At 43.5% G+C, this 23,744-nt stretch carries 25 protein-coding genes and 4 pseudogenes; 3 read left to right on the top strand and 26 right to left on the bottom strand.

Features of this window, described 5'->3' with window-relative positions; genetic code table 11:
- Window positions 1-243 precede the first annotated feature (243 nt).
- From FFV08_05185 to FFV08_05150, 8 genes and pseudogenes are all read right to left on the bottom strand, one after another.
- Entirely contained in the window at window positions 244-759 is a 516-nt protein-coding gene (locus FFV08_05185; protein QLB52087.1) for a hypothetical protein, read from the bottom strand.
- A gap of 226 nt (window positions 760-985) precedes the next feature.
- Window positions 986-1,475, bottom strand: a pseudogene (locus tag FFV08_05180) (hypothetical protein).
- Between the two features lie 215 nt (window positions 1,476-1,690).
- Window positions 1,691-2,221: a thiol-disulfide isomerase gene (locus FFV08_05175; GenBank protein QLB52086.1), complete on the bottom strand. Its 531-nt coding sequence runs from the start codon at window positions 2,219-2,221 to the stop codon at window positions 1,691-1,693.
- Window positions 2,211-3,787 (bottom strand): annotated as a pseudogene (locus tag FFV08_05170) (ATP-binding protein). Before FFV08_05170 ends, FFV08_05175 begins: the two are co-directional and overlap by 11 nt.
- Window positions 3,778-4,136, bottom strand: a pseudogene (locus FFV08_05165) (hypothetical protein). Before FFV08_05165 ends, FFV08_05170 begins: the two co-directional pseudogenes overlap by 10 nt.
- Window positions 4,136-4,399: a TIGR04197 family type VII secretion effector gene (locus tag FFV08_05160; GenBank protein ID QLB52085.1), complete on the bottom strand. Its 264-nt coding sequence runs from the start codon at window positions 4,397-4,399 to the stop codon at window positions 4,136-4,138. Before FFV08_05160 ends, FFV08_05165 begins: the two are co-directional and overlap by 1 nt.
- Before the next feature lie 9 nt (window positions 4,400-4,408).
- On the bottom strand, window positions 4,409-5,152 hold the full coding sequence (yaaA, locus tag FFV08_05155) for a peroxide stress protein YaaA (GenBank protein ID QLB52084.1): 744 nt from the start codon (window positions 5,150-5,152) through the stop codon (window positions 4,409-4,411).
- Window positions 5,153-5,737 (bottom strand): VanZ family protein, encoded by a 585-nt coding sequence (locus tag FFV08_05150; GenBank protein ID QLB52083.1) that lies wholly within the window; start codon window positions 5,735-5,737, stop codon window positions 5,153-5,155. It lies immediately after the preceding gene.
- Window positions 5,738-5,866: 129 nt separating this feature from the next.
- On the opposite strand from FFV08_05150, the gene FFV08_05145 reads away from it, so the two are divergent.
- The 3 genes from FFV08_05145 (at window position 5,867) to FFV08_05135 (ending at window position 8,347) form a co-directional block, all read left to right on the top strand.
- Entirely contained in the window at window positions 5,867-6,328 is a 462-nt protein-coding gene (locus FFV08_05145) for a DUF1836 domain-containing protein (GenBank protein QLB52082.1), read from the top strand.
- Window positions 6,294-6,959 carry a hemolysin III family protein gene (locus FFV08_05140; GenBank protein QLB52081.1) on the top strand — a complete coding sequence of 222 codons (666 nt, stop codon included), beginning with the start codon at window positions 6,294-6,296 and terminating at the stop codon, window positions 6,957-6,959. Before FFV08_05145 ends, FFV08_05140 begins: the two co-directional genes overlap by 35 nt.
- Before the next feature lie 68 nt (window positions 6,960-7,027).
- Window positions 7,028-8,347, top strand: coding sequence for a PLP-dependent aminotransferase family protein (locus tag FFV08_05135; GenBank protein QLB52080.1), 1,320 nt, complete (start codon window positions 7,028-7,030; stop codon window positions 8,345-8,347).
- A gap of 49 nt (window positions 8,348-8,396) precedes the next feature.
- On the opposite strand, the gene FFV08_05130 is transcribed toward FFV08_05135, so the two are convergent.
- The 18 genes and pseudogenes from FFV08_05130 to FFV08_05045 all read right to left on the bottom strand — a co-directional run bounded on the left by FFV08_05130 (window position 8,397) and on the right by FFV08_05045 (window position 23,741).
- Window positions 8,397-10,136 (bottom strand): ABC transporter ATP-binding protein, encoded by a 1,740-nt coding sequence (locus tag FFV08_05130; GenBank protein ID QLB52079.1) that lies wholly within the window; start codon window positions 10,134-10,136, stop codon window positions 8,397-8,399.
- 1 nt (window position 10,137) lies between these two features.
- Window positions 10,138-11,880, bottom strand: a complete 1,743-nt coding sequence (locus tag FFV08_05125; GenBank protein ID QLB52078.1) for an ATP-binding cassette domain-containing protein — start codon at window positions 11,878-11,880, stop codon at window positions 10,138-10,140.
- 87 nt (window positions 11,881-11,967) lie between these two features.
- Window positions 11,968-12,639 carry an MmcQ/YjbR family DNA-binding protein gene (locus FFV08_05120; GenBank protein QLB52077.1) on the bottom strand — a complete coding sequence of 224 codons (672 nt, stop codon included), beginning with the start codon at window positions 12,637-12,639 and terminating at the stop codon, window positions 11,968-11,970.
- A 34-nt stretch (window positions 12,640-12,673) separates the two neighbouring features.
- Window positions 12,674-13,309, bottom strand: a complete 636-nt coding sequence (locus FFV08_05115) for a copper homeostasis protein CutC (protein ID QLB52076.1) — start codon at window positions 13,307-13,309, stop codon at window positions 12,674-12,676.
- 61 nt (window positions 13,310-13,370) lie between these two features.
- Window positions 13,371-14,231: a GNAT family N-acetyltransferase gene (locus FFV08_05110; GenBank protein QLB52075.1), complete on the bottom strand. Its 861-nt coding sequence runs from the start codon at window positions 14,229-14,231 to the stop codon at window positions 13,371-13,373.
- A gap of 90 nt (window positions 14,232-14,321) precedes the next feature.
- Window positions 14,322-14,921 (bottom strand): hypothetical protein, encoded by a 600-nt coding sequence (locus FFV08_05105; protein QLB52074.1) that lies wholly within the window; start codon window positions 14,919-14,921, stop codon window positions 14,322-14,324.
- Between the two features lie 203 nt (window positions 14,922-15,124).
- Window positions 15,125-16,171 (bottom strand): dTDP-glucose 4,6-dehydratase, encoded by a 1,047-nt coding sequence (gene rfbB / locus FFV08_05100; GenBank protein QLB52073.1) that lies wholly within the window; start codon window positions 16,169-16,171, stop codon window positions 15,125-15,127.
- A 216-nt stretch (window positions 16,172-16,387) separates the two neighbouring features.
- Window positions 16,388-16,453 (bottom strand): annotated as a pseudogene (locus FFV08_05095) (NUDIX hydrolase).
- A gap of 110 nt (window positions 16,454-16,563) precedes the next feature.
- Entirely contained in the window at window positions 16,564-17,157 is a 594-nt protein-coding gene (locus FFV08_05090) for a dTDP-4-dehydrorhamnose 3,5-epimerase (protein QLB52072.1), read from the bottom strand.
- Window positions 17,158-17,161: 4 nt separating this feature from the next.
- On the bottom strand, window positions 17,162-18,031 hold the full coding sequence (gene rfbA / locus FFV08_05085) for a glucose-1-phosphate thymidylyltransferase RfbA (GenBank protein QLB52071.1): 870 nt from the start codon (window positions 18,029-18,031) through the stop codon (window positions 17,162-17,164).
- 33 nt (window positions 18,032-18,064) lie between these two features.
- A complete protein-coding gene (locus tag FFV08_05080; GenBank protein ID QLB53273.1) occupies window positions 18,065-18,166 on the bottom strand; it encodes a hypothetical protein in 102 nt (33 codons plus the stop codon).
- Window positions 18,166-18,990 (bottom strand): ZIP family metal transporter, encoded by an 825-nt coding sequence (locus FFV08_05075; GenBank protein QLB52070.1) that lies wholly within the window; start codon window positions 18,988-18,990, stop codon window positions 18,166-18,168. Before FFV08_05075 ends, FFV08_05080 begins: the two co-directional genes overlap by 1 nt.
- A gap of 22 nt (window positions 18,991-19,012) precedes the next feature.
- A complete protein-coding gene (locus FFV08_05070; protein QLB52069.1) occupies window positions 19,013-19,483 on the bottom strand; it encodes an 8-oxo-dGTP diphosphatase in 471 nt (156 codons plus the stop codon).
- Window position 19,484: 1 nt separating this feature from the next.
- Window positions 19,485-20,579, bottom strand: a complete 1,095-nt coding sequence (locus FFV08_05065) for an FAD-binding oxidoreductase (GenBank protein QLB52068.1) — start codon at window positions 20,577-20,579, stop codon at window positions 19,485-19,487.
- 11 nt (window positions 20,580-20,590) lie between these two features.
- A complete protein-coding gene (locus FFV08_05060) occupies window positions 20,591-21,388 on the bottom strand; it encodes a Nif3-like dinuclear metal center hexameric protein (GenBank protein ID QLB52067.1) in 798 nt (265 codons plus the stop codon).
- On the bottom strand, window positions 21,375-22,064 hold the full coding sequence (locus FFV08_05055) for a tRNA (adenine-N(1))-methyltransferase (protein QLB52066.1): 690 nt from the start codon (window positions 22,062-22,064) through the stop codon (window positions 21,375-21,377). Before FFV08_05055 ends, FFV08_05060 begins: the two co-directional genes overlap by 14 nt.
- Window positions 22,065-22,204: 140 nt before the next feature.
- Window positions 22,205-22,993, bottom strand: a complete 789-nt coding sequence (gene yghU, locus FFV08_05050; GenBank protein ID QLB52065.1) for a glutathione-dependent disulfide-bond oxidoreductase — start codon at window positions 22,991-22,993, stop codon at window positions 22,205-22,207.
- Window positions 22,994-23,060: 67 nt separating this feature from the next.
- Entirely contained in the window at window positions 23,061-23,741 is a 681-nt protein-coding gene (locus FFV08_05045; GenBank protein QLB52064.1) for a DnaD domain-containing protein, read from the bottom strand.
- Window positions 23,742-23,744: the final 3 nt, after the last annotated feature.

Raw genomic sequence — 23,744 nt, 5'->3', positions numbered from 1 at the left:
TTTTTTTGTTCATAAGATTGCTTCTTAAAAGCGTCATATTGATAACGCTTATAAACAAAATAGAAAGGAATAAGGATCAGAAGTAAGGACAAAACAATAGTCAGGTATTTATAGCGTTTGAATTTAACGAACATTTGTATCAGCCCCTCTTTCTAAATAGTCAAAAAAAAACTCCTGATTTTTCCTCTTCAACAGTTTTACCATGCTCTGCTTCGCTCTTCCCTGTTCACAATATCTCACACTTTATTTAGAAGCTAGTTGCTCTTTCATTTTTTCAAAGAACTGATTCAACTCTGTTTGAACCTGACGTAGTAGCTCTTTTTCTTGAGTCTTATCTATCTCAATTTTTTTCCTAGTACGATACTTATCCATATAAGTATATCTTGAATAAGTCAATTTTAATTCTTTATCCACGAAAAAACCTGCATCTATTTCTTTACCATCAATTATAGTGGAAAAATGAATCAGAAGCTCACTGTCTTCCAAACTAGTCGGCGGGCGTACATCCAAGTTTAATTTACCAGGTATTGTAAGTTCATTTATTCCCCATCGCCGAATCACCGGCTCATCCGGAATTCCATAGCCTGCGTCTCGGATAATATCCTCGTTGTTACCTGCGAGAATACTTGTCAGTAATTCAATTTTATTGGCAGAAGAAAAATCTGGTTCAGGTCTATCATCAGGCCAAAAGAGCAGCCAAATGGCAAAAACAGTTATTATTAAAAGTAGAATGCTTATTATTTTTTTACGTACCGACATTCTTATCTTCTCCTCGCTTCAAATAATCATAAAAATCTTCTTTTGATTTTTTATGCTCATCCGTATCTGGTTTCCATAAGAAATCCCATCTTTTCCCGTGCTTGATAAATTGTCCACCTGCTATATATTTTCCAAAGTCTAGATTAACTATCAGGCAGTCACGCTCTTTTAGGCAGTCGGTCTGTTACTTGATTGCTAATTTATAAGTTGTTGCCAATGTTCTACCTTACCTATCCACCACTTGAGCTTCAAATTTAGCCGGTTTATCATCTACATTGGTGATGGTGATGGTGTAGGGTTTGTTATTCGTAACATCAAAAATTTTTTTCTCCTTGATAATTAACAACAATCCCATCTTTTACTAAATGAATACCTTTTTGATTATTGGGTAACTCTTCATTATCATTTTCTGAATAGTTTCGTTTAAAGAGTTTTTGCTCTTCAACCCCATAAAAAATGTCACCATTTACCTCAAACCAAACTCCTGAACCTGATAACTTAAGCTTATTATTATCACTTTTCTTCAAAATTAACACAGAATAGTATTCCGCATCTTGTGTCCGAGGTTTAACTCTCAGACTAATAGACTGACCAGGTTGAAGTGTATATTTACCAAGATTTTGTGCCCATAGATAAAATAGAAAACCAGCTGCTAGAACTCCAACAAGCAATAAACTACAGCCTAAATTCCAATTCCATTGTTTTTTCAAGGTCATTTGTGAATCTCCTTATAATCGTCCATACCATCTTGGATGTATTGCGCATCTCCAGTATTATCAACAATAATAACCCTGTTATAGACTTCTTCTTGATTTGATTTAGAAAGTTCTATTGATTAGTTCTGTGCTCTGAAAAGAGACAAATATTAATGCTATTAGAAGAAAGAAGCTAGTATCTTCTGTGTTTTCTATTCAATTTTTCATTACCAACGTTAATCATACAAAGTATGATACATCTTTTTTATGAAACCATCAATTTCACTTTGAACAATTTTCAACAAGCGGGCTTCTTCAGATTGTGAGATAGAAACTATTTCTCTTGTTCCCTTAGCATTTTCCTGAGAATAGCTAGAATAAAGTAAATTCAGATTTTTATCTAAAACGAAAGCTACATGTGTTTGTTTTTCATTAACTTGTGTAATGAAAAATAACTGAAAATCCTTGGCTTGCTTTTGAGGAGGACTAATTTTCAAATGTATATCTCCTTCTATTTCCAGTGGATAAATAACCCCTTCTAACCGAATGGCTCCATCTGGCGGAATGGTAAAGCCTGCTTTGCGAATATCAGGTGCGTACTTCTCTGATTCTAGCAAACGATGAAGAACTTCAATTCTATCATTTTTCTCAAAAGCTACTTTCAATGTATTAGATTGTTGAAAATGATTGTAAGTGAAATACGAAGGTACTAATACAACCAAAAATAATACTATCAACCATTTAAACTGTTTCAATTTATCTAACATTGCTCTCTAAACCTCTTTCTAAATAGTCAAAAAAGGCTTCCTGATTCTTCTTTTGTTCCTCCTCTGACTGACCACGAGTTATATACATATGGCCTCCTGTACTACCATCTGTTACAATGTAATGAACAATATCTTTACCAACTTTGGTATCTCCTTGCCCCATATTTTTATAAAACTCTTCAACACGGTTAATCTTATTAGTTCCAATTCCCTGATTATAGTCTGCTTGTATTTTAAAAATATCTTTTTGATTCACGTCTTTCATTAGCTCATAGCTATTGATTGGATCCAAATCTGAGTTAAAGTCAGTATCACCATAACGGCCAGAGTCCACATCTCCCTTGAAGGAAATTTCATATTTTTCCATGTAATACAGCAGTGAAACTGTGCTGCCCGAAATATTGATTCTAGCAGTATTCCCCACCTCACTCAAAGCATGAACAATTGAATAAGGATTCATGTCCCAGCTTTGTTCAGTAAACGCTGCAAACTGAATTGCTTCATGAGCATAATCTTTATGACTAGTTGAATCATTATGCTGTTCGGGAAGTTTAATTTTCAATAGGTTGATTTCAGAAGAAGATAGACCATATCCTTTACTAAGCTTATCTCTTTCTACTGTCTCAACTACTCCAGCAATCGCTTTAAATCTAAGCGCTAGGAAATTATCTGGCACAAAGGAAGCAATTAGTCTATTGTACTCATAAATAACTTTTTCATTAGACCAATCTTCTTGCTTTGCCTTCTTCAAAATTCCCTGCTGAAGCTTATAAAGCACATGTGCTGTGGGTTCATCCATGTTATAGGATGACTGCAGATCATCCACAATCACTTTCTTTTCCTTCTCAGCTTTAGTCACTGGGATATTTTTATCCAACTGATGTGTCTCAATCTTCTGCCCTTCATTTTAATAGCCCAGCTCATGTCCACTCCATCAACATAGTGATTGCCGTTACTGTCTACTAGGACTTGGCTTAGCTGGCTGGATCCTTGAATAGCTAGATGAAGAACTTCTAGACTATCGCTGAAATATTGAGAAACCTGAGCGACAAAGAACTCTAGCTTTTCAATCTTTTCTTCCAATTCTTTGATTTGTGATTCAATTTGCGATTCTGCACTAGAAAGAATCACCAGAGACTGCATGTGAGAAACGATATTAAATGTAGCAATAGACTTCATGCGCTCTAAGAATGATTCTTTAGCTTCAATAGCCTTTTTGACAGAGGCTAGCTGCTGCTCTCTCAATTCTTTTGTCTTCTTCAGCTGATCCAGATCGAGGTTGCCGTACTCAGCTACCTGAGCATCTGCAGCTCTGTATGAATTTAACTCCGATTGAATGTCGTCCACTGCAGCCTGTAGCTTCTTAATGGCAGGAATGATAATCTCTGAAAAGAGGCCTTTCCCTGCTGTATAGGCAGCTCCCATGAGTTCTCCTGAGTCTAGGGTAGCTATTAGGTGGTCACATCCCTGTGACAATCGGTCTGTCACCTCATTGGCCACTTGAATATTATTAGCCATGGCCTCCATCAGCTGTGAAGACTCTGACGCACTGTACTTTACTCCCATGGTAAAGAGTTCCTTTCTTTCGTCAATTTTTCTCGATTTTCATCTAATTTTTGCCGAACTTTCTTTGTTTGTTTGGAAACACTGTCCAACTCTTGTTCTACGTAGCTATCTATTGTTTGCTGCAAGGCTTGGTTTTCTTCCCATATTTTACGATTGGTAGAACTAGTCTCTGATACGGGTCTATCAAATTTTCTATTTGGGCATTCATCGTCCAAATATCTGTACGAAAATTCATTACTTTCTCTTCATAACGCCTTTTGAGAACTAAAAGATCTTCTTCTTGATTCTCAAGCTGAATAATCTGCTTATGTAATTGCTCACGTTTTTCTTGATTTTTATCTTTTATCATCAGTTGCTCCAACGTTGCGCTTGATCTACATCACGCTTTTCAATTTTATAAGCTATATCAGGAAATTTATTAGCCTGAACCAGGACAGCTGCACTAAAGTCACTGACAGCCTGCAGCATTTGATTGCATGCCTGACGGCCTGCTTCCATCCCAGCAATCTCTGTAGTATAGCTGAACTCTACCTGCTGATTTTGCTTGTCACTTGTATCTATCCCAACCAGTTCACTGATAACATTCTGAGCAGAGATAGTACTCGACTTGATTTCCCCTTTTTACACTTCCTTGACATAAATCAATTCTTGTTCACTAGATAGATCAGGTCGGTAAGTAAAGCCTGCAAAGCTTAATTTCTTCATCTGTTCGACTTCTGTCACTTGGTTAGTTATTAGAGCTGTTAAAAACTCGCCACGTGCCTTTTTAGAAATGGTCGAATGGACTTTCAGCTTGCCATCTCGGTCTTCCAGAAACTTGAAGCCTATCATGCGCTGACGGTTTTCCTTGGAAAAGACCGTTTCAAACTCGCTGGACAGGAGGGAGAAAATCACCTCATCTTCTGCCAGGGCTTGGTCATAAGCTTCTTTCCAAAATGCCTTGAGACTCTTCCCATCTAACTTGAGTGGCATCATAAAGTCCAACCGATGGGGCGCTATAGGCTCCAGAGCAGGGATGACTCCGTAAAGTGCTGATGTGATGGCAAGATGCTTCTCGATATACTGACTCTCTTCTTCGGTATAACCCTCTCTCTTGATATGGCGGTACATGAGGCCGTCAAAAAGGTAAAGGGCTGGAGCATGCTGCGCAGTTCCTTCTCGCAAAGCCTGAATGGCTTGCCACTCTATCTCCGCTCTTTCTGAGGATATTTTATAAAATGATACCAAGTCAGCTACTGACATGGTTGCCAACTCATCCAACACAGCTTGAGTTTGTGCTGATGGTGGATTCGGGATTGCAGATGGCGCAGTTAGATTCAACTCTTTAGCAGTTGGATAAGAATTTTCATAGTTTCCTTCTTTCATTTAGTGAATATGACGGACAACCCATTTGCCTAAGGCTGTCTCTAGTAGATAGCTGCCGATGATGAAGCCTAGCAGATTGGTCAAGATATCACCCAAGTCAAAAATACCAAGGTGAAAGAGATACTGACTTCCCTCAACCAGACTAATAGCCAAGGTAAAATAAGCCACATGTTTCCATGACAGCTTGCAGAGAAAACCCAGCGGAATGAACATAATGATGTTCATAGTCGGTACCAGCTTGTCTCCATAGATCCAATTATAGGTAAAAGATTGTAGATCCAGACTGAAACCCTGCATGCCGATATTTTTCAAAAAGAGGGCATAGAATAGAATGAGAAAATAGAGGGCATAACTAGCCACCACCTGCCAACGGGGAATGTGCCGACTGTATAGACCACGAATAAAAAGTGAGCTGATTGCTGTCAGAGTTAGGATGATAGAAGTTGGTATCAGCAGGTTCCATTCTGGCTGATTCTTGTAAAAGACAATAGCTATATAGGCATAAAAAAAGCGCATATAGAGCCAAGACCAAAAAATCAGACTGCCTAGGAAGGCTGCCATATCAAAGATTGTTTGTTTTTTCATCTGAAACCTCCCTTTCTTCTTTTTTAAATTATATCAAATTTCAATGGGACATTCTATTTTTTGCTTGACTTTGATTTACAGAGATGTTATCATCTAGTTATAAAGACTAGATAAGAAAGTGATAAAGATTTGAACGCTCAACAAGTTTTTCCCAAGTGGGACGAAATACCAGAACTGGATCTATATTTGGATCAGGTTCTGCTCTATGTAAACAATGTCTGTGGCTCTTCCATTTCAGCTATTGACAAAGGACTGACCGCATCTATGATTAACAACTATGTCAAGCATGGCTATATTGCAAAGCCAGTCAAGAAAAAATATCAACGCCGCCAAGTAGCTCGCTTGATTGCCATTACAACCTTAAAAACGGTCTTTTCTATTCAGGAAATTTCTGCCACTTTAAATATGCTGCATAAGGAAGCAGATTCGCGAGATCTCTATAATGACTTCGTTGACTATATGAACGGCAGCAAGCTAGAGGTGGCCCCCATCATTTCCACTGCCTGCCAGACGGTCAAACTCTATCAAAAGACCTTATCCCTAATCCAAGTACCAAATGAGGAGGAAGAAAATCTTGAACTACACGCTTAAACTCAGTAAAAAACTATCCTTTGGAGAGGAAATTGCCAACGCTGTTACCCATGCGGTAGGAGCTGTTCTCATGCTGATTCTGCTGCCTATCTCAGCTATTTATAGCTATGAAGGACACGGGTTGGTGGCTGCTGTCGGAACTTCAATCTTTGTCATCAGCCTCTTTCTCATGTTCCTCTCTTCAACTGTCTACCATTCAATGTCCTATGATTCGACCCATAAGTATATCTTGCGCATTATCGATCACTCCATGATTTATATCGCCATCGCTGGCAGCTACACGCCAGTCGTACTGTCGCTAATGAATAACTGGTTTGGCTATCTCATCATTGCTATCCAGTGGGGCACAACCATCTTTGGCATTCTCTATAAGATTTTCGCTAAGAAGGTCAATGAAAAATTCAGCTTAGCTCTTTATTTGATTATGGGCTGGCTGGTGGTCTTTATCATTCCGCAGATTATCGGTCAAACTGGACCTGTCTTCTGGGGGCTCATGCTGGCTGGTGGTCTCTGCTATACAGTCGGAGCTGGCTTCTATGCTCAAAAGAAGCCCTACTTCCACATGATTTGGCATCTTTTCATTCTAGCAGCCTCTGCCCTGCAATACCTTGCTATCGTTTATTTTATGTAAGAGAAAAACACAAAAACCGTCTGAGGATTTTCAGACGGTTTTTGCTCTCTATTGTAAAATATCTGAAAATGAGTTACAATATGAAAAAATCAAATCTGTATGGGGACAGTTTTATGGTTAAAGCAAAATACCAACGCATCGTTGATAAGATTACTAAAGATATTAAAGAGGGAAAATTGGCTACTGGTCAGAAAATCCCTTCTGTCCGCAAGCTGGCAGAGCGTTATCACTGCAGTAAGGATACCGCGCAAAAGGCTCTGATTGAGCTCAAATATCAGAAGTACATCTATGCCGTTCCCAAAAGTGGCTACTATGTGCTGGAAAATGCTCAGGAAGAAAAGCAGGATTTGGAGCTGCCTGTGAGGGATGACCGCCACCAAGCCTACGAAGATTTCCGACTCTGTGTGAATGAAACTCTGATCGGCCGGGAAAATTATCTCTTCAACTACTACCCTCAGCAGGAAGGACTGGAGGATCTGCGTCGCTCTGTTCAAAAACTGATGCTGGACTCTGCTGTCTATGCTTCTAGGGATCAGTTGGTACTGACTTCCGGCACCCAACAGGCCCTCTATATCCTCTCACAAATTGACTTTCCCAATCAAAAAGAGCGAATCTTGGTGGAGCAGCCGACCTACCATCGGATTAATGATCTTCTGCTAGCACAAAAACTTCCTTATGAAACCATTGAAAGAACTCCACAAGGTATTAATTTGCAAGAACTTGAGAGGATTTTTCAAAGCGAAAAGATCAAATTCTTCTACACCATTCCGCGTTTTCACTATCCCTTGGGCCACTCCTACAGTCGGCAGGACAAGGAAGAGATTCTTCGGCTGGCCCAGCTCTATGATATCTATATTGTAGAGGATGACTATCTATCAGACTTTGATAGCCGGCGGGAGCTAACCTTTCATTATCTAGACAATAGCCAGCGGGTCATCTACATCAAGTCCTTTTCTACCAGCCTTTTCCCGGCCCTAAGGATTACTGCCCTGCTCCTTCCACCCCAGATTCAAAAGACCTTCATCGCTTACAAAAGTGCCGTCGACTATGACAGCAACCTCATCATGCAGAAGGCCCTATCGCTCTACATCGACAGTCTCATGTTTGAAAAAAATAGGCTGGCGCTGCTGCAGCTTCAAGAAGAGGAAGCAAGAAAAGCCCAGATACTACTGGAGCAAGCTCAGCTGCCGCTAACCAGCTATCTGACCAAGGACGGCATCCTGCTAGACTTGAGGTCACTTCCTTCCGTCAGTGCTCTCAAACACAGCAGCCTGCCGCTTGACTTCTTTGAACAGAGCTACCTTACTAGCTGCCCTTACCAGTATGCCAAGCTGCCTTACGATAACCTAGAAGAAAATGTAGAGAAATTAAAAGACTATTTAAAATAGGTGTAGAATTCCAAATGAATTCTACACCTTTCATTTATAATCAGGCTTTTCAAGATTCCATCATCCCGGCCTGCAGTTGGTACATTTTCTTATAGGTGCCATCTTGTCCTAACAATTCTTCGTGGCTGCCGGATTCGATAATACGACCCTTGTCCAAAACATAGATGCAGTCGGCATCCTGAATGGTAGACAGGCGGTGGGCAATGGCAATGGTTGTCCGACCCTGCCGCATCTTTCTCAGCGAGGCTTGAATCAGCTCCTCTGTCTCCGAGTCAATATTGGCTGTTGCCTCATCCAAAATCAAGATTTTAGGCTTGGTCGCGATGGTTCTGGCAAAGGCTAGAAGCTGCCGTTGACCGCTAGAAAAAGTCGCTCCCCGCTCAGTCACAGGGGCGTCATAGCCTTGAGGGAGCTGACTGATAAAGCCATGAGCATCTACAAACTTAGCCGCTTCTATGATGTCTTCTCGCGTCAGCTGCTCTTGGTATAGCTGGATATTGGAAGCAACGGTACCGTGATAAAGGAAGGGATCCTGCAAAACAAGACCAATCTTTCGCCGCAGCTCCTCCTGACTATAGTCTTTAATATCACGGCCATCAATCAAAATTTGTCCCCGCTCAAACTCATAAAAACGCAGGAAAAGATTGATAATAGAGGACTTTCCAGAGCCAGTCGAGCCAACAAAGGCAATCGTCTGGCCTTTTTTGACTGAAAAGGAGATATCCTGCAAAACATCTCGCTTCCCATCATAAGAAAAGGAAACATGCTTGAATTCGATACTGCCATCCTGGATTTGCAAGTCTAGATTAGCCTGCTCAGGCTCGTAATCAGTGCGGTCCATGATTTCAAAAACACGCTCTGCAGCAACCAAAGATGTCTGTAAAACAGAGTAATTCTGCATAACATCAATCAAAGGATTAAAAAGCTGATTGACATACTGGATAAAGGCATACATAATACCAGCCGTAATCCCCGCCACTTGCCAAGTCAAGCCAAAGTAAGTCAGAATCACTCCATAGGCCAAGATTTTCAGCAGGGACATGGCCGGTCTCAGAAAGAGACTATTGATATTGAGATAGCGATTAGTAAAGCCTAAATGCTGACCGTTAATTTCTTCAAACTCCCGCAGCAAGCGCTTCTCTTGCCCAAATGCCTGAATAATCCGCATCCCTTCAATGCTCTCGGATAACTTGACATTCAAATCGCTGAGCTTATTCCGGACCTGCTTGAGCTGGCGATTGGATAAATGCTGATAGAGCAAGATAGAGGCTGCCATCAGAGGCAAAAAGAGAGCGATCATCAGGGTCAATTGCCAGTTAAGGGCAAACATAGCGCTCAAAGTAACAACTAAAATCAGCAGGGAGCTCAAAAAATTAGAAAAAATCTCACTGAACATATCTGCTACTGCCTGAGTATCATTGGTCAGGCGGGAAACGATGGCTCCTGCCGGCGTTTTATCAAAATAAGCCATTTGCAGACGCTGGATATTGGCAAAGCTTTCCTGTCGCAAGTCCCGAACCACACTTTGAGCCACACGTGCAAAGAAATACTTTCCCAAGAAGGTAAAAAGTACCCGCAAGAGGAAAAGACCATAGTAAAGAGCCAGCAAAGGCAGCCCAGCCCAGACTTGATTATGGCTGATAAACTGATCAATAAAATAGCGGGCCAGAAGCGGCAATGCCGTTGTGACCAGAGTCGTCAGCAGAATGAAGGTCAAGGCCATGATGCTCACTATCCTGTAGCGCCACATATAGCCTAGGAGGCGATGAAAAGTTGCATTCTTTTTCATGTTAATCTTCCTCCTTCAAGCTTTCTGCCAGCTGCTGATTATGGTATGTCTGAGCATACCAGCCCTTTTGCTCCAATAGCTCTTGGTGAGTGCCCCGCTCCTTGATTCGTCCCTCTTCCATAACCAAAATCAGGTCTGCATGCACCAAAGCCGACAGCCGATGAGCTGTGATAATGGTTGTCTTGCCAGCACGCTCTGACTTTAGATTTTCTAAAATCAAATGCTCTGTCTTAGCATCGACAGCCGACAGGGAATCATCCAAAATCAGAATTTCAGGATTGGTAACAATAGCCCGACTCATCGCCAAGCGCTGCTTCTGCCCACCAGACAGAGACAAGCCCCGCTCACCGACAACGGTATCCAAACCCTCTGGCATAGCCTGAATATCCTCATAAACACCGCAGAGTTGAGCAGCAGCTAGAACCTGGCTATCTGTCAGCTGGGGGTTAGCAAAGCGGATATTATCCCGAATAGACAGAGCAAAGAGCATCTGCTCCTGTGGTACATAGCCGATGAGACGGCGCAAGTCTTTGAGGCGGTACTCCCGGATATCATGGCCATTCAGATAGATAGCCCCCTCCTGAATATCCTGCTCCCGCAGCAGCAAGCGCAGAAGAGTGGTCTTCCCTGAGCCAGTCTGTCCGACAATTCCCAGTGTCTGTCCCTGCTCAATGGAAAAATGAATATCCGATAGGCTAGTCTCCTCTGCATAAGCAAACTTCTGAATGTCATAATCCAATCGACCATTTTCCGCATGTGAGAGGGGTTGTTCAGCTTCCTTGACATCTGACTCCTGAGCCAGCAGCTTCTCGATCCGTTCATAGGAAACAGCACCCCGCTGGCCGATGTTAAAAAGATAGCCTGTAGCCTGCAGCGGCCAAACCAGCATATCCAGATAAGTGATAAAAGTAACCAACTCTCCTATGGTAAACTGCCCTTGGGAGATGAAAATTCCACCAAAAATCAAGGTCAAAACATAAGAAAGACCAATAAAAAGCAAAACCAAGGGGTCAAAAAGAGAATCGTACTTGGCAGCCAAAACGTTCTTTTCGTAGACTTCCTGATTGGTCTTGGCAAAAGATTGAGTTTCCGCTTCCTGATAGCCAAAGGACTTGGTCACTCGAATCCCTGAAACACTCTCCTGGACCTTATTGTTCAAATCTGAAAACGCCTCTTGAGCAGCCTTAAAACTTTCATGATTTTTACGACCAATCAAGCCCGTGCCCCAGGACAAGAAAGGCATGGGTACAATGGCAATCAAAGTCAGCCGCCAGTCCAAAATGAAAAACATAGTCAGCAGGGTCACCAAGGCTGTAATAGAAGCATCTACAGCTGACATGACTCCACCACCAGCCAGACTGACAACCGCATTGATATCATTGGTCGCATGAGCCATCAAGTCCCCTGTTCGGTATTTCTGATAAAAAGAGGGAGACATGTGAGTAAAGTGCTCGAACAATCGAGAGCGCAGAATCCGTCCCAGATTATTGGACGTCCCCAAGATATAAAGGCGCCAGACATAACGTAGGCCGTACATGATAAAAGCTGAAGCAATCAGCAACAGCAAATTAAAGAGCAGCTCTTGAGAAGTCAGATGTTTGCTAGCAATTCGGTCAATAACCTGACCGATGACTCTGGGTGGTATCAGATTGAAGACACTGACCAAGGACAAGGCCAGGATACCGATGATATAGCGCTGCTTTTCCAACTTAAAAAACCAGGCTAATTTTCTAATGAGATTCATAATTTCTCCTATTCTTACTAGTCTTTTTATTATACTGTTTTTTGAGGAAAAATGAAACACAGCGGATGGGAGCGCTGTGCTTCGATTCTATTTTTTACTGGTCAGCTGGTAACTAACAGCCAGTAAATCAAAGATTTCCTGATCGCTCAGGCTATCATCCAAGGGCAGACTGAGCCAATATTTCTTATTCATGTGAAAGGCTGGATAAATCCCCTTTTTCTGAATCAACTCTGCCACGTGGTTATTCTTAACATTCAGCACCTCAATAGCGCCGCTTCGCTCTGCTTCAAACTTAGACCAGTCTGTTGTCAGAAAGGCTCCGTACCATTTTTTACTGTCCTGATGGCGGAAAACCCCTGCTTTAGTCGAGCTCTTTCTGGACGACTTCTCCCAAAGGTACTCTATCTGACCCTGATAAACCTCAGCCGCATGATCCCGCAGTCGCTTACTCTGCTCATAGAGAAAGCCAACCTCGTCAAAACAGTGCTGACGGATAGCCAGCAGTACTGCCTGACAAGCTTCACGAACCTGACCGACAAACACACCCGTCACTTGCTCCATCTTGACCTGTAGATAGGCGTCATCAGTATCACAGTCAAAAACCTGATAGTCCAGCTCCTCATCTCTGATAGTCACCTCCAAGCGAAAGTCACCCTTCATAATCTTCTGCGAGAAACGGTAAGCTCCATCAGACTCCTTAAAGCCGTAAGTCTGAAGCTTGTCAGGATTAGCCTTGTATTTTTCAAATAGTTCCAACATCTATTTAGCCGCTGCTAGCGCAGCTTCCCCCTCCTTAAAATACAATTTTAGTTCCATGCAGCTGGTCTACTGCCAGACTATCTATAACTTCCTGACGATTGCCCAAATGAATGCCACCGCCCGGCATGATATCAATCCGATCAGCAGCATGCTCGATTAATTCGTCCAGCCAAGCAAAATGCTCCTCAATTGGCTCATTAGCAGGTCCTCCGTGGGTCAAAATTCGCTGGACACCGTTCTCAATTAGCCAATCCATTTCGCCAAACTGGTATTCAGCCGGTATCGCATCAAAAGCCATGTGAAAGACTACTTCCAGTCCCTTGCAAGCCTCTAACAGGCGCTGCATCTTCAGAACATCTATTTCATTCTTCTCCGTCAAGACACCAAAAACGACTCCCTGACTGCCAGCTTCCTTAGCTTTTTGGATATCAGCCAGCATAATCTCAATCTCAAGGTCAGTGTAAACAAAATCACCGCCTCGTGGCCGAATCATGGTCATCACAGTCGCGCCATAAAGCTTGGCCAAGTCAACTGCTGCTTGAATTACGCCATAGCTAGGTGTCGTGCCACCGACAGCCAGATTATCACAGAGCTCAATCCGCTGGGATCCTGCCTTCATAGCCTTTTCTAACAAGGTTACATTTTCCGCACAAAATTCATAAAGCATCATCTCACCTCTGATTTAATATATTGATTCCCTTTATCTATTATAACACAAGAGCTTCGCGATATCAGCTCTTATCAAATTTTCTAGCTTCTCTCTTACACCAATCAAGCCAATTGGTCTGATAGTCTTCCTTGGACAAGATGCGGTTCTGTAAATCAGCTATAGAGAATATGCCTCTATCTTGACAAGCTTGAACACAATATTGATAAAAGTCCCAGTTAAGCTCGTCCCTATCATAATAGATGGGAATATGAGAGAAGCCAGCCTGATAAGCCTTAAAAGCTCTGCTATGTCCATCAGTAAAGAAAATTTTGCCATCCATGCGCTTGACAGGTAAAGCTTCAAGTTCTTGTTGGTCAAAATCAATGCTAATCCTGTCCAGCTTTTCCCGTGAAAGGTAGAACTGACTGGGCTGGATCTGCGCTATGGGCAAGGTCAAATCAAGTGTATAGGACCTGCCTTTCTCCCTAGCAAGAGTTGGATAGAAACCAAGCGACTCAAACAAACTGCGAGAGGGCTGATTGAAATCATAAATTTCTTGAACTACTAGTTTTTGATAGCCTAGATTGCGTGCGCGCTGTATCAAAGCAAAAAGAACTTTCTTACCAATGCCTTTCCCGCGGTAGTCCGCTTTTCCAATGACAATCGGCAAATCATCTTGCCAAAAGGTCACATCCCCAATGGGTAGCCAGCACCCCTGCTCCCATACTTCAATAAAATAAACTTCACCTTGCCTGGCAAGATATTCGTACATCCTTTGAACTCGCTCTGGCGGATAGGGGTCTCTTCTGCCATCAATCATATAAATCATATCTGGATCTTGGTACCAGTCCAAGGCTAGCTCAAACTGACCATCATAAGCCCGCAAACGCAGATTGTCATCAATAACAATCAACTCCTCTTGCTGGATATTAGGAATAGGCATCTTTTCTCCCTCACAATGCTATTGTTCAAATAATAGTATAAAAACTCCATTTGATTCGGAAGACTTCTTCCTCAAATGAAGTTTTCTTTTTTAGATTCCATAACCCATGCTGAACTGGATTTTAGCAGTTCCATTCTGGAAGCTGATTTTGTTAATGCTGAATTGACTCTGCGGCAGAGCGAGAAGGAAACTATCTCCCTCCGTCGTGATAGATGAATTAGAGGCCTGCATTTGTTGCTTCAGCATGCCTGTCACCCAAGATTTAGGGATAGGAAGAGAGCCTAACTTAGCACTATCAATTGTGATGTGCAAGACATTATCCCTCACCGTCACATCCACCTCTAGATCCAGCTTACTGTCAATGAAGAGCAGCTTGACTGGATACTGGATGCGCAGCTTATTGCCTTCAATACTGTAAACACTGTTCAGTAGCTCCTGATTCTCAGAGTCACTCAGAGAAGACTTGAGCACCTGATTAAGCTGGACGCTATTGAGAGAAACCTCCGTGCTGACTCCCTGAGCCGTTACATTGGCATTGCTCAAAGCCGGCTCAATAATACTCATCCAGGAAGCACTGCCTTGGACATTTTTTAATTGTTCACTTTGATTAACAGATGCAGGAACCAGAAACAGCACCGCTGCAAGCAACAGCACCAAAACAATTCCCACTACTCTTTTTACCATTTTCATGTTTGTATTCCTTTAATTTGAGAAAATCCCTTTAGCCAAAAACACAGCAAGGATTTATCTTATTTTACACTATTTTTGCATAATTTTCTGTAACAAACATATTAAAAAGCTAACAATCCTGTGAGAAAAGGCTGGGACAGATCATCCCAGCCTTTCAATCTCATAGCGCTAGTTATGCAAGGCTCATCATAGATAGCCTATTCTTACTTAATTACTTCTTGAGTCTTAGCGTAGTTGGCTTCGACTGCTTCCTTTTCAGATTTCCACCAGTCTTGATTGTCCGTGTACCACTTGATTGTCTCTTTGAGACCCGCTTCAAAGTTGGTAAACTCTGGCTTCCATCCTAGCTCGTCGCGGAGCTTGCTAGCATCAATTGCATAGCGGAGGTCATGACCCGCACGGTCTGTCACATGATCATAAGCATCAGCTGGCTGTCCCATTTCCTTGAGAATCAGCTCCAACACTTCCTTGTTATTTTTTTCACCGTCAGCACCAATCAAGTAAGTTTCGCCGATTTGTCCCTTGGTCAGAATCGTCCAAACACCTGATGAATGGTCATTGGTATGAATCCAGTCGCGGACATTCTTGCCTTCACCATAGAGTTTTGGCTTGATACCGCTCAGAATATTGGTAATCTGGCGCGGAATAAACTTCTCGATGTGCTGGTAAGGACCATAGTTGTTTGAACAGTTAGAAATAGTCGCTTTGACACCAAATGAGCGCACCCAAGCTTTAACGATCAAGTCTGAAGCCGCCTTGGTTGATGAGTAAGGCGAGCTTGGATTGTACTTGGTTTCGGCCGTAAATTTCTCGCCTGGTCCTTCTCCATGACCTGGTAAATCTTCACGCAGAGGCAGGTCACCATAGACTTCATCAGTAGATACATGGTGGAAACGAATGTCGTATTTACGAGCTGCTTCCAAAAGCGTGTAAGTTCCGATGAAGTTGGTGTGAATGAATGGACTCGGATCATTGAGCGAGTTATCATTGTGGCTTTCTGCCGCGTAGTGAACGATAGCATCAGCCTCAGAAGCCAGCTTATCTACCAAGGCTACATCAGCAATATCTCCAACAACCAACTCAACGCGGTCGCCTAAAATTTCTTCAATATTAGCACGGTTCCCCGCGTAAGTCAGTTTATCCAGCACTGTCACATGGACATCTGGAAAGTTATTGTAAACATAGTGGACAAAGTTAGAACCGATAAAACCAGCTCCACCTGTCACGATAATTTTTTTGTATTCAGTCATTTTTATTCCTTAACTTTTTTATAATTGCCTTAAGTGGTGGGAACGCAAGCAAACCTTCGGTTTCATTGCTTATTTTTGAGCCTCATGTCTCAAAAATCCCCTGTCATCAGGCTGGGACAAAAGTCCTAGCCTCTCAATTGTCTTTGGATTGTCGAGCAAGACGCAGTGGTTGAGTGGGCTCTACTACGCTGATTTCATCAGCTTTTACAGCCCTACTCAACTGTGCGGAGGTGGGACGACGAAATCGAATTCTAATGAATTACCGATTTCTGTCCCACTCTCATGACTTACACCACAGCGGCAATCATTTCTTCCACTCGCTCCGCTCGGATAGGAGCTGAGCTAAATCATATATTTCAATATAAATTAATAAATCAGAAAAGAATTCTTTTTTATAAATCTTCTTTTCTTAGAGGTTTGACATCCTTAAGTAGTGGATGGTTCTTGTCTGCTTCTGAGACTTCTGCTGCTTCTAGGTTTTCCCACTGGATGCCTAAAGCTGGGTCTGCATAATTGACAAAGGCATACTTAGGTTTGAGTTCCAAAGCCCAATAGTCATTGACCAGATAGCTATAGGAAACAGTATCAGAAAGGACTTGGAAGCCGTTGGCGACGCCACGTGGCACAAAAATCCCCTTGCTGGCATCGATTACTGTCTGGTAGGTATTACCAAAGGTCTCACCTTCCCGCAGGTCGACCCAAGATCCCAGCACCTTGCCGTCATCTGCAACAGAGATGTACTTGTCCCATGGTTCAGCATGAAGACCCCGCAGGACATTTTTACGAGAAAAGCTGACATTATTTTGCAGTTTTCCTTCTGCAAAGAAGCTTTCAGGAAAGCCTAGCGGCAGCATTTTTTCCTTTTGGAAATTCTCCTTGAACCAGCCTCGGTTGTCCCCCCGCACAGGGATATCAAATTCCAGCATTCCAGGGATTCCAGGAACCTCACGCGCTGCTAATTCCTTATCAAAAAATTGTTCCGTCATCTTCTTATTCTTCTCCAATCAAGCGCAAGAGATAGTGGCCATATTCATTCTTTTTCAATGGTTGCGCCAATTCGTGCACTTGCTCTTTAGTGATATAGCCCATACGATAGGCAATTTCTTCCAGATTCGCCACCTGAACGTTCTGCATACGCTGAACTGTTTCGATATATTGAGCGGCTTCTAAGAGACTTTCGTGGGTACCTGTATCCAACCAAGCAAAACCACGTCCCATGAGCTCAACAGACAAATCACCACGATCCAAGTAAGCCTTGTTGACATCTGTGATTTCCAGTTCTCCGCGAGGACTTGGCTTAATGTTCTTGGCAATTTCGACGACATCGTTATCGTAAAAATAGAGTCCTGTCACCGCATAGTTAGAGCGCGGCTGTTCCGGTTTTTCTTCGATGGAAATAGCATTCATATTTTCATCAAATTCTACTACACCAAAGCGTTCTGGATCCTTAACATGATAGCCAAAAACAGTTGCTCCTTTTTCCTTAGCAGCAGCATTTTGGAGCATCTTACTCAGACCCGGTCCATGGTAAATATTATCCCCAAGAATCAGCGCCACGCGGTCATCTCCAATGAAATCAGCCCCAATGATAAAGGCTTGTGCCAGTCCGTCTGGACTTGGCTGCTCTGCATAAGAGAGCTTGATACCAAACTCAGAGCCATCACCCAACAGATCTTCAAAACGAGGCAAATCCGTCGGAGTGGAGATAATCAAGATGTCCTTGATACCAGCCAGCATAAGAGTTGACAGTGGATAATAAATCATGGGTTTATCATAAACCGGCATGAGCTGTTTTGACGCAGCGCGGGTCAATGGATACAAACGTGTACCAGAACCACCTGCAAGAATAATACCTTTCATATGAGTTTCCTCTCTTAATGTATTCTCCTTATTCTACCATTTTTGAAAGCGGATGTCATCCTTTTCACTACCCTTAAATAAAAGAAAAAGAGCGGAATTTCCGCTTTCTTCCTCTCTTCGATTCCAAGTTTGCATCACCCCAAAGCCACATCCAATACCATCATGAGAACAAAGCCCACCATGAGACCTAAAGTCGCCACATCGGTATTGCCATTGGTCTGCGAATCCGGTATTAATTCCTCTACCACTACGAAAATCATAGCACCCGCCGCAAAAGATAGGGCATAGGGCAGAATAGCCGTCATGGCCATGACAGCTACAGCACCAAGAACAGCACCAATTGGCTCCACAATAGCAGACATGGAGCCCCAGTAAAAGGCTTTAAGCCGAGACTTACCATCCGTCCGAATTGGAATGGACAGAGCAGCCCCCTCCGGGACATTTTGCAGGCCAATTCCCAATGCTAGGCCAATCGCACCGACAAAGGCTTCCGGACTAGGGTTGGCGGCCAAGGCACCAAAGGCTACTCCGACTGCCAAACCTTCTGGAAAATTGTGAATGGTAATGGCTAAGAAGAGCAGGGCTGTCTTGGACAGCTTCTTTTTGCTATGCTCAGGAACACTCTCAGCCTCCGAAATATCCTTGCTCAAGTGCAAGTGAGGCACCACAGCATCAATTAGCCGCAGGAAAAAACCGCCCACTAAAAACCCAATTGCCGCTGGCAGCCAGGAAAGCTTGCCATAAGAACTTTGCGCATATTCTATCGATGGTGCCAGAAGCGACCAAAAGGAAGCCGCAATCATGACGCCTGCCGCAAATCCCATCATAATATCCAGCAGCTTACGACTGACCTGTTTAAAGAAAAATACAACAGCCGAGCCTACAATGGTACATCCCCATGTAAAAAGCCCAGCCAAGAATGCCTGCATAACCACAGGCTGCGATCGTAACCAGTCCATAACTTCTCCTTATTCTCTAAAATCAATCATACAAAATCGTCTTGGTTTCCCCTATACAGTGTTTTTCCTCATTCCAGTAATGAATCCGCTCGAAAGAGCCTTTCCGCCAGTAGAGAGGCAAACGTTCACGTATGTCATCCTGCATATCTATCTGGTCAAGTTCAGAAATCTTCCACCATTTTGGCTCCCCTTCATGATCGTTTCCCCTAACTTGTCCTTCAAAGGCAGTACAAAGAAAATCGTAATACACATAGCGTTCTTTTTTACTCGGATTAGTGAAACCTGAAATCCCCTTCAATTCCAAGTTTAGAGCAGTCAGCCCCGTTTCTTCTTTTAACTCGCGCCTTGCAGCTTCAAAAAAAGATTCTGGAAACTCCACCTTCCCACCTGGTTGTATCCATCCTTTAAAATTATCATGCTGGCGATTAAGCAGTAAAATTTCATCATCTTTTTTAACACAAACATTGACCCAATTCAAAATAGTTTCTGTCATATCAAACTTTCTCCACGTACCGCTCAATAGGATAGTCAGCTGGATTCAGCAGCCCCGCTTCTCCTAGAGCCATCTGGGCCAATTGGCGTCCGATGAGCGGGCCAGTTGTCAGACCAGAAGAGCCTAATCCGCTGGCAGCGTAGACATGCGGCAAGTCTGGAACAGCTCCAAAGAAAGGTGCAAAGTCGCTGGTATAAGCCCGTGTTCCCACGCGCTCACCTAAAATCTCTGCAGTAGCCAACCTCGGCAAGTAAGTTTCTGCTTCTTGCTGCAACTGATTCAGTACCATCTTATCTACCGTCAAATCAAAGCCCTGATCATTTTCATGACTGGCCCCGACACTAACTTTGCCCGCCAGAAAGGGAATGATATCCAGCTCGCCCTCAGGCATCACAACTGGGTAGTCATCCGTCTGGTCAGCCAGTTTAAAATCACGTAGCTGTCCCTTTTGCGGCCGAACATCTGTCTTATAGCCCAGTGGCTGCAAGATTTCTCCTAGCCAAGCACCCACAGCTAAGATGACACAGTCAAAGCTGCGTCCGTCCACAAGAAGTTGCTCTCCATCTACTGTCAAGCTTGCCTTTTTCTCAACCAACTCTGCCTTGCTTGCTTTCAGAAGCATCTCCGTCAAAAGTGCTCCCTCCACACGGGCACCACCGGAAGCATAAAGAAGCCGCTCAAAGCCTTGCAAGTCTGGAAATTTCTCCTGGGCTTCCTGACAGCTGAGAAGATTCAAGTCCCCTATTAAGGGCGACTCTTCACGACGATTAGCAGCCAAATCATAAAGCTCCTGCAGCTTGCTCTCATCCTTTTTCAGCAGATAAACACCTGTCTGTTGGTAAAAGTCTGTCTGGATTCCAGCATCTTTCAGTTCCGCAATCAAGTTCTGATAAAAATCAGCGCCCAGACGCGCCATCCTATACCAAGCCTTGTTGCGACGCTTGGAAAACCAAGGACTGATAATGCCAGCTGCTGCCTTGGTTGCCTGCCCCTTACCATCATCAAAGACAGTCACTTTCACATCTGGGGATTTGGATAGATAGTAAGCCACTGTTGAGCCGACAATCCCAGCTCCAATCACTGCTACTTTTTTCATGTCGCTCCCTCTCAAATATGCCGGAAAGGATTGGTCGAAGCCTGACTAGCCAGAATCTCAATATCCCATCCCTCTTCTGCCTTCCAAGCATCAAGCTTTTCTTTTAATTTTTCCGTAAATAGAACCTCGATATGATGTCCAGGATCCAGCGCCAAAAGTCCTTCTGTCAGCATCTCCTGAGCTGTATGATAGTAAATATCACCTGTAATGTAGACCTGCGCTCCCTTGGCAATGGCCTCCGGATAAAAGGACTGACCGCTGCCACCACAAATAGCTACACGCTCAATCACACGTTCGAGATCTGCTTTTTCATAAGTAACCAGACGCAAACAATCTAGTCCAAAAGTTGCCTTGACCTTAGCCGCAAAGTCCCCAAAGGTCTGAGGAGCAATCTTCCCTACGCGGCCAATACCGTTTTCTGGCCCCGTCTGACTGAGAAAACTTGTCTCCTCAATATCCAATAACTGACAGAACCAATCATTGAGTCCGTCCTCCACGACATCAATATTGGTATGACTGACATAGACAGCAATATCATGCTTGATAAGGTCTAAAATCATCTGATTTTGAGCCTTATCCGCCACTAGGTCCTTAAGGGGGCGAAAAATAGGCGCATGTTTAACGATAATCAGTCCAGCACCTGCCTCAATAGCCTCCGCCACCGTCTGCTCGCGAATATCCAGAGCCACTAGAACCTTGTCCACTTCTTTATCCAAAGTCCCGATTTGCAGGCCTGAAATGTCACCCTCCATGGATAGTTCTTGCGGGCAGTAGGCTTCATAACGGGCGATGATTTCACTTGCTAGCATGGAGTACCTCCTTGATACTTTCGATTTTTTTGGACATAGCAGAGCGTTCCAGCTCATTCTTTTCTGGGATATGGGCTAGAGCTCCTTCAAGTTTCTTCAGTTCTTTCTGCCAACTTAGCTGAAAAGCAGGTGACTGTTGCTTCATCAGAAAAGGACCAAAGCGCTTTTCTTGCTCTGTCAAAGTTTGCTGGCCTGCTTCTGCTACAATGATTTCGTAAAACTTTCCAGCCTCTTCTAAGATATCCTCAGCCAGCAAACGAAAACCGTTAGATCCCAGCCAGCTGCGGAGCTCATCCTCTCGGTTATTGGGCTGCAAAATCAAGCGGGAAATAGACCCAAGCTTAGCTCTGCCATTTTCCAAAATCTCTGCAATCAAGCGACCACCCATACCAGCGATAACGATGGTGTCAATCTGATCTTCCGCTTCAAAAGCTGCCAGACCATTAGCCAAGCGAACTTCAATCTGCTCCGTCAGTCCATGCTCTGCCACATTTTTCTGAGCAGACTGAAAAGGCCCCTCTACCACTTCTCCGGCCAGAGCTTTTGCAATCCGCCCCTGCTGAATCAGGTAAATGGGCAGATAGGCGTGATCGCTCCCAACATCCAGCAACTTTGCCCCATCCGGCACAAAAGCTGCTACTCGCTCCAAGCGCTTGGAAATCGTCTTTTTTTGCATTGCTTACTCTTTTCTAAACATTCTTCTATTCAGTATATCATTTTTAAGGGTATAAAAAAAGCAACGAAAGAAAAATCAGCCTGTTGATAAACTGATTTTGTCTCGCCACTTAATGATGGAGTGTCCTACCCATCACTTTTTTATTTGATTTCCTGATACTCGGCAGCTAAACCACGCTGGACTGCCGGACGAGCTGCAATCTTCTCCGCCCAAACAGATAAGTATTTGTAGGAGGTGGCATCCAAGAACTCAGCTGCGCCTGGATAGAGCTTATCCTGCACCAACTGACCATACCAAGACCAGATAGCAATATCAGCAATACTGTAGTCATCTCCAGCAATATAAGCTTTCTTGGCTAATTCTTTGTCTAATAAATCCAGCTGTCGCTTGGCTTCCATCGTAAAGCGGTTGATGGGATATTCTAGCTTTTCTGGAGCATAGTTAAAGAAATGACCGAATCCGCCTCCCAAGAAGGGTGCCGCTCCTGTCTGCCAGAAGAGCCAGTTGAGTACCTCAGTCCTACCAGCCAAATCTGACGGAATCAGCTTTCCAAACTTCTCTGCCAGATAGAGCAGGATATTGGCTGATTCAAAGACAGGAATCGGATTATGGGCTGACTGATCCAGCAAGGCCGGAATCTTGGAGTTGGGATTGATTTTCACAAAATCTGAGCCAAACTGGTCGCCATCCATGATGCTGATCTTATAGAGGTCATAGGATGCCTCAGTCACACCTGCTGCCAGTAGTTCCTCCAGCATAATCGTCACCTTGACCCCATTTGGAGTTCCAAGTGAATAAAGCTGAAAAGGCTCTTTACCGACTGGAAGCTTCTGCTCAAAGCGCGCGCCTGCAGTAGGCTGATTGATACCTGAAAATTTTCCTTGGTCGCTGTCCGTAGCGGACCAGACTTTTGGCAATTGATAGGCCATACTTTTCTCCTTTTTTATAAAATCAAGGGCCTGTCGTATTTAACAGGCCGCTGTAAATCTAATAAAGTCAGTCCTTCCACAGATTCATGGCATTGAGGAAATCATCTGAAACTGTCACATTTTGAGGATTAGCTGCTTCACGTTCTTCCCGCTTGGCTTCTACCTGAGCAAGTGTAGTAATACCTTCCTTGCGCCAATTGCGCAAGATAGCCTGAATATACTTCCAGTTGGCCTTGCCATTAAACACAGCCTCACGAAGAGCAGCCTTAACTAAGTCAGGATTGGTTTTATCGTCTTGAACAGTCTTGGTCAAGTCCTCAATTTCAAAGGGTGTCAAGAGGCGGCCCAGCTCCTGCTGGAAAGTCTCCACCAAGTCTTTCAAAACATTCTGAGGCGCCTTTGCCACAGTCTGATGACCGCTTTTGGCTGCCAGCAGTTCATCCAGCTTTTCCAAAGCCGGTGAAGCATCAAAGATAACCTCTGTCTCTCCATTCAGCTCAATGGTTTTATACTGCAAGAGACCTTTCTCTGTCAGATGGGACATAGAGCGATTGACTTCTGACAGAGTCTTGCCAATATGCTCTGCAATCTGACTAGGCGCCAGCTCTTCCAAGGAAGTCGTATTTTGCAGATAGAAAAACTGCCAGACCAAAAAATCATCGCTGGAATCAAAGATGTCCTTAAAATGTAAAAGAAGGGCACTCGGGATTACTAGATTGCCCGATTTAAAAGCTGATAAATAAGTCATGTC

Origin of the sequence: Streptococcus sanguinis (genome assembly GCA_013378335.1) — a bacterium.
GTDB classification, from domain to species: Bacteria; Bacillota; Bacilli; order Lactobacillales; family Streptococcaceae; genus Streptococcus; species Streptococcus sanguinis_I.
This window is presented reverse-complemented; position numbering and strand designations above follow the sequence as displayed.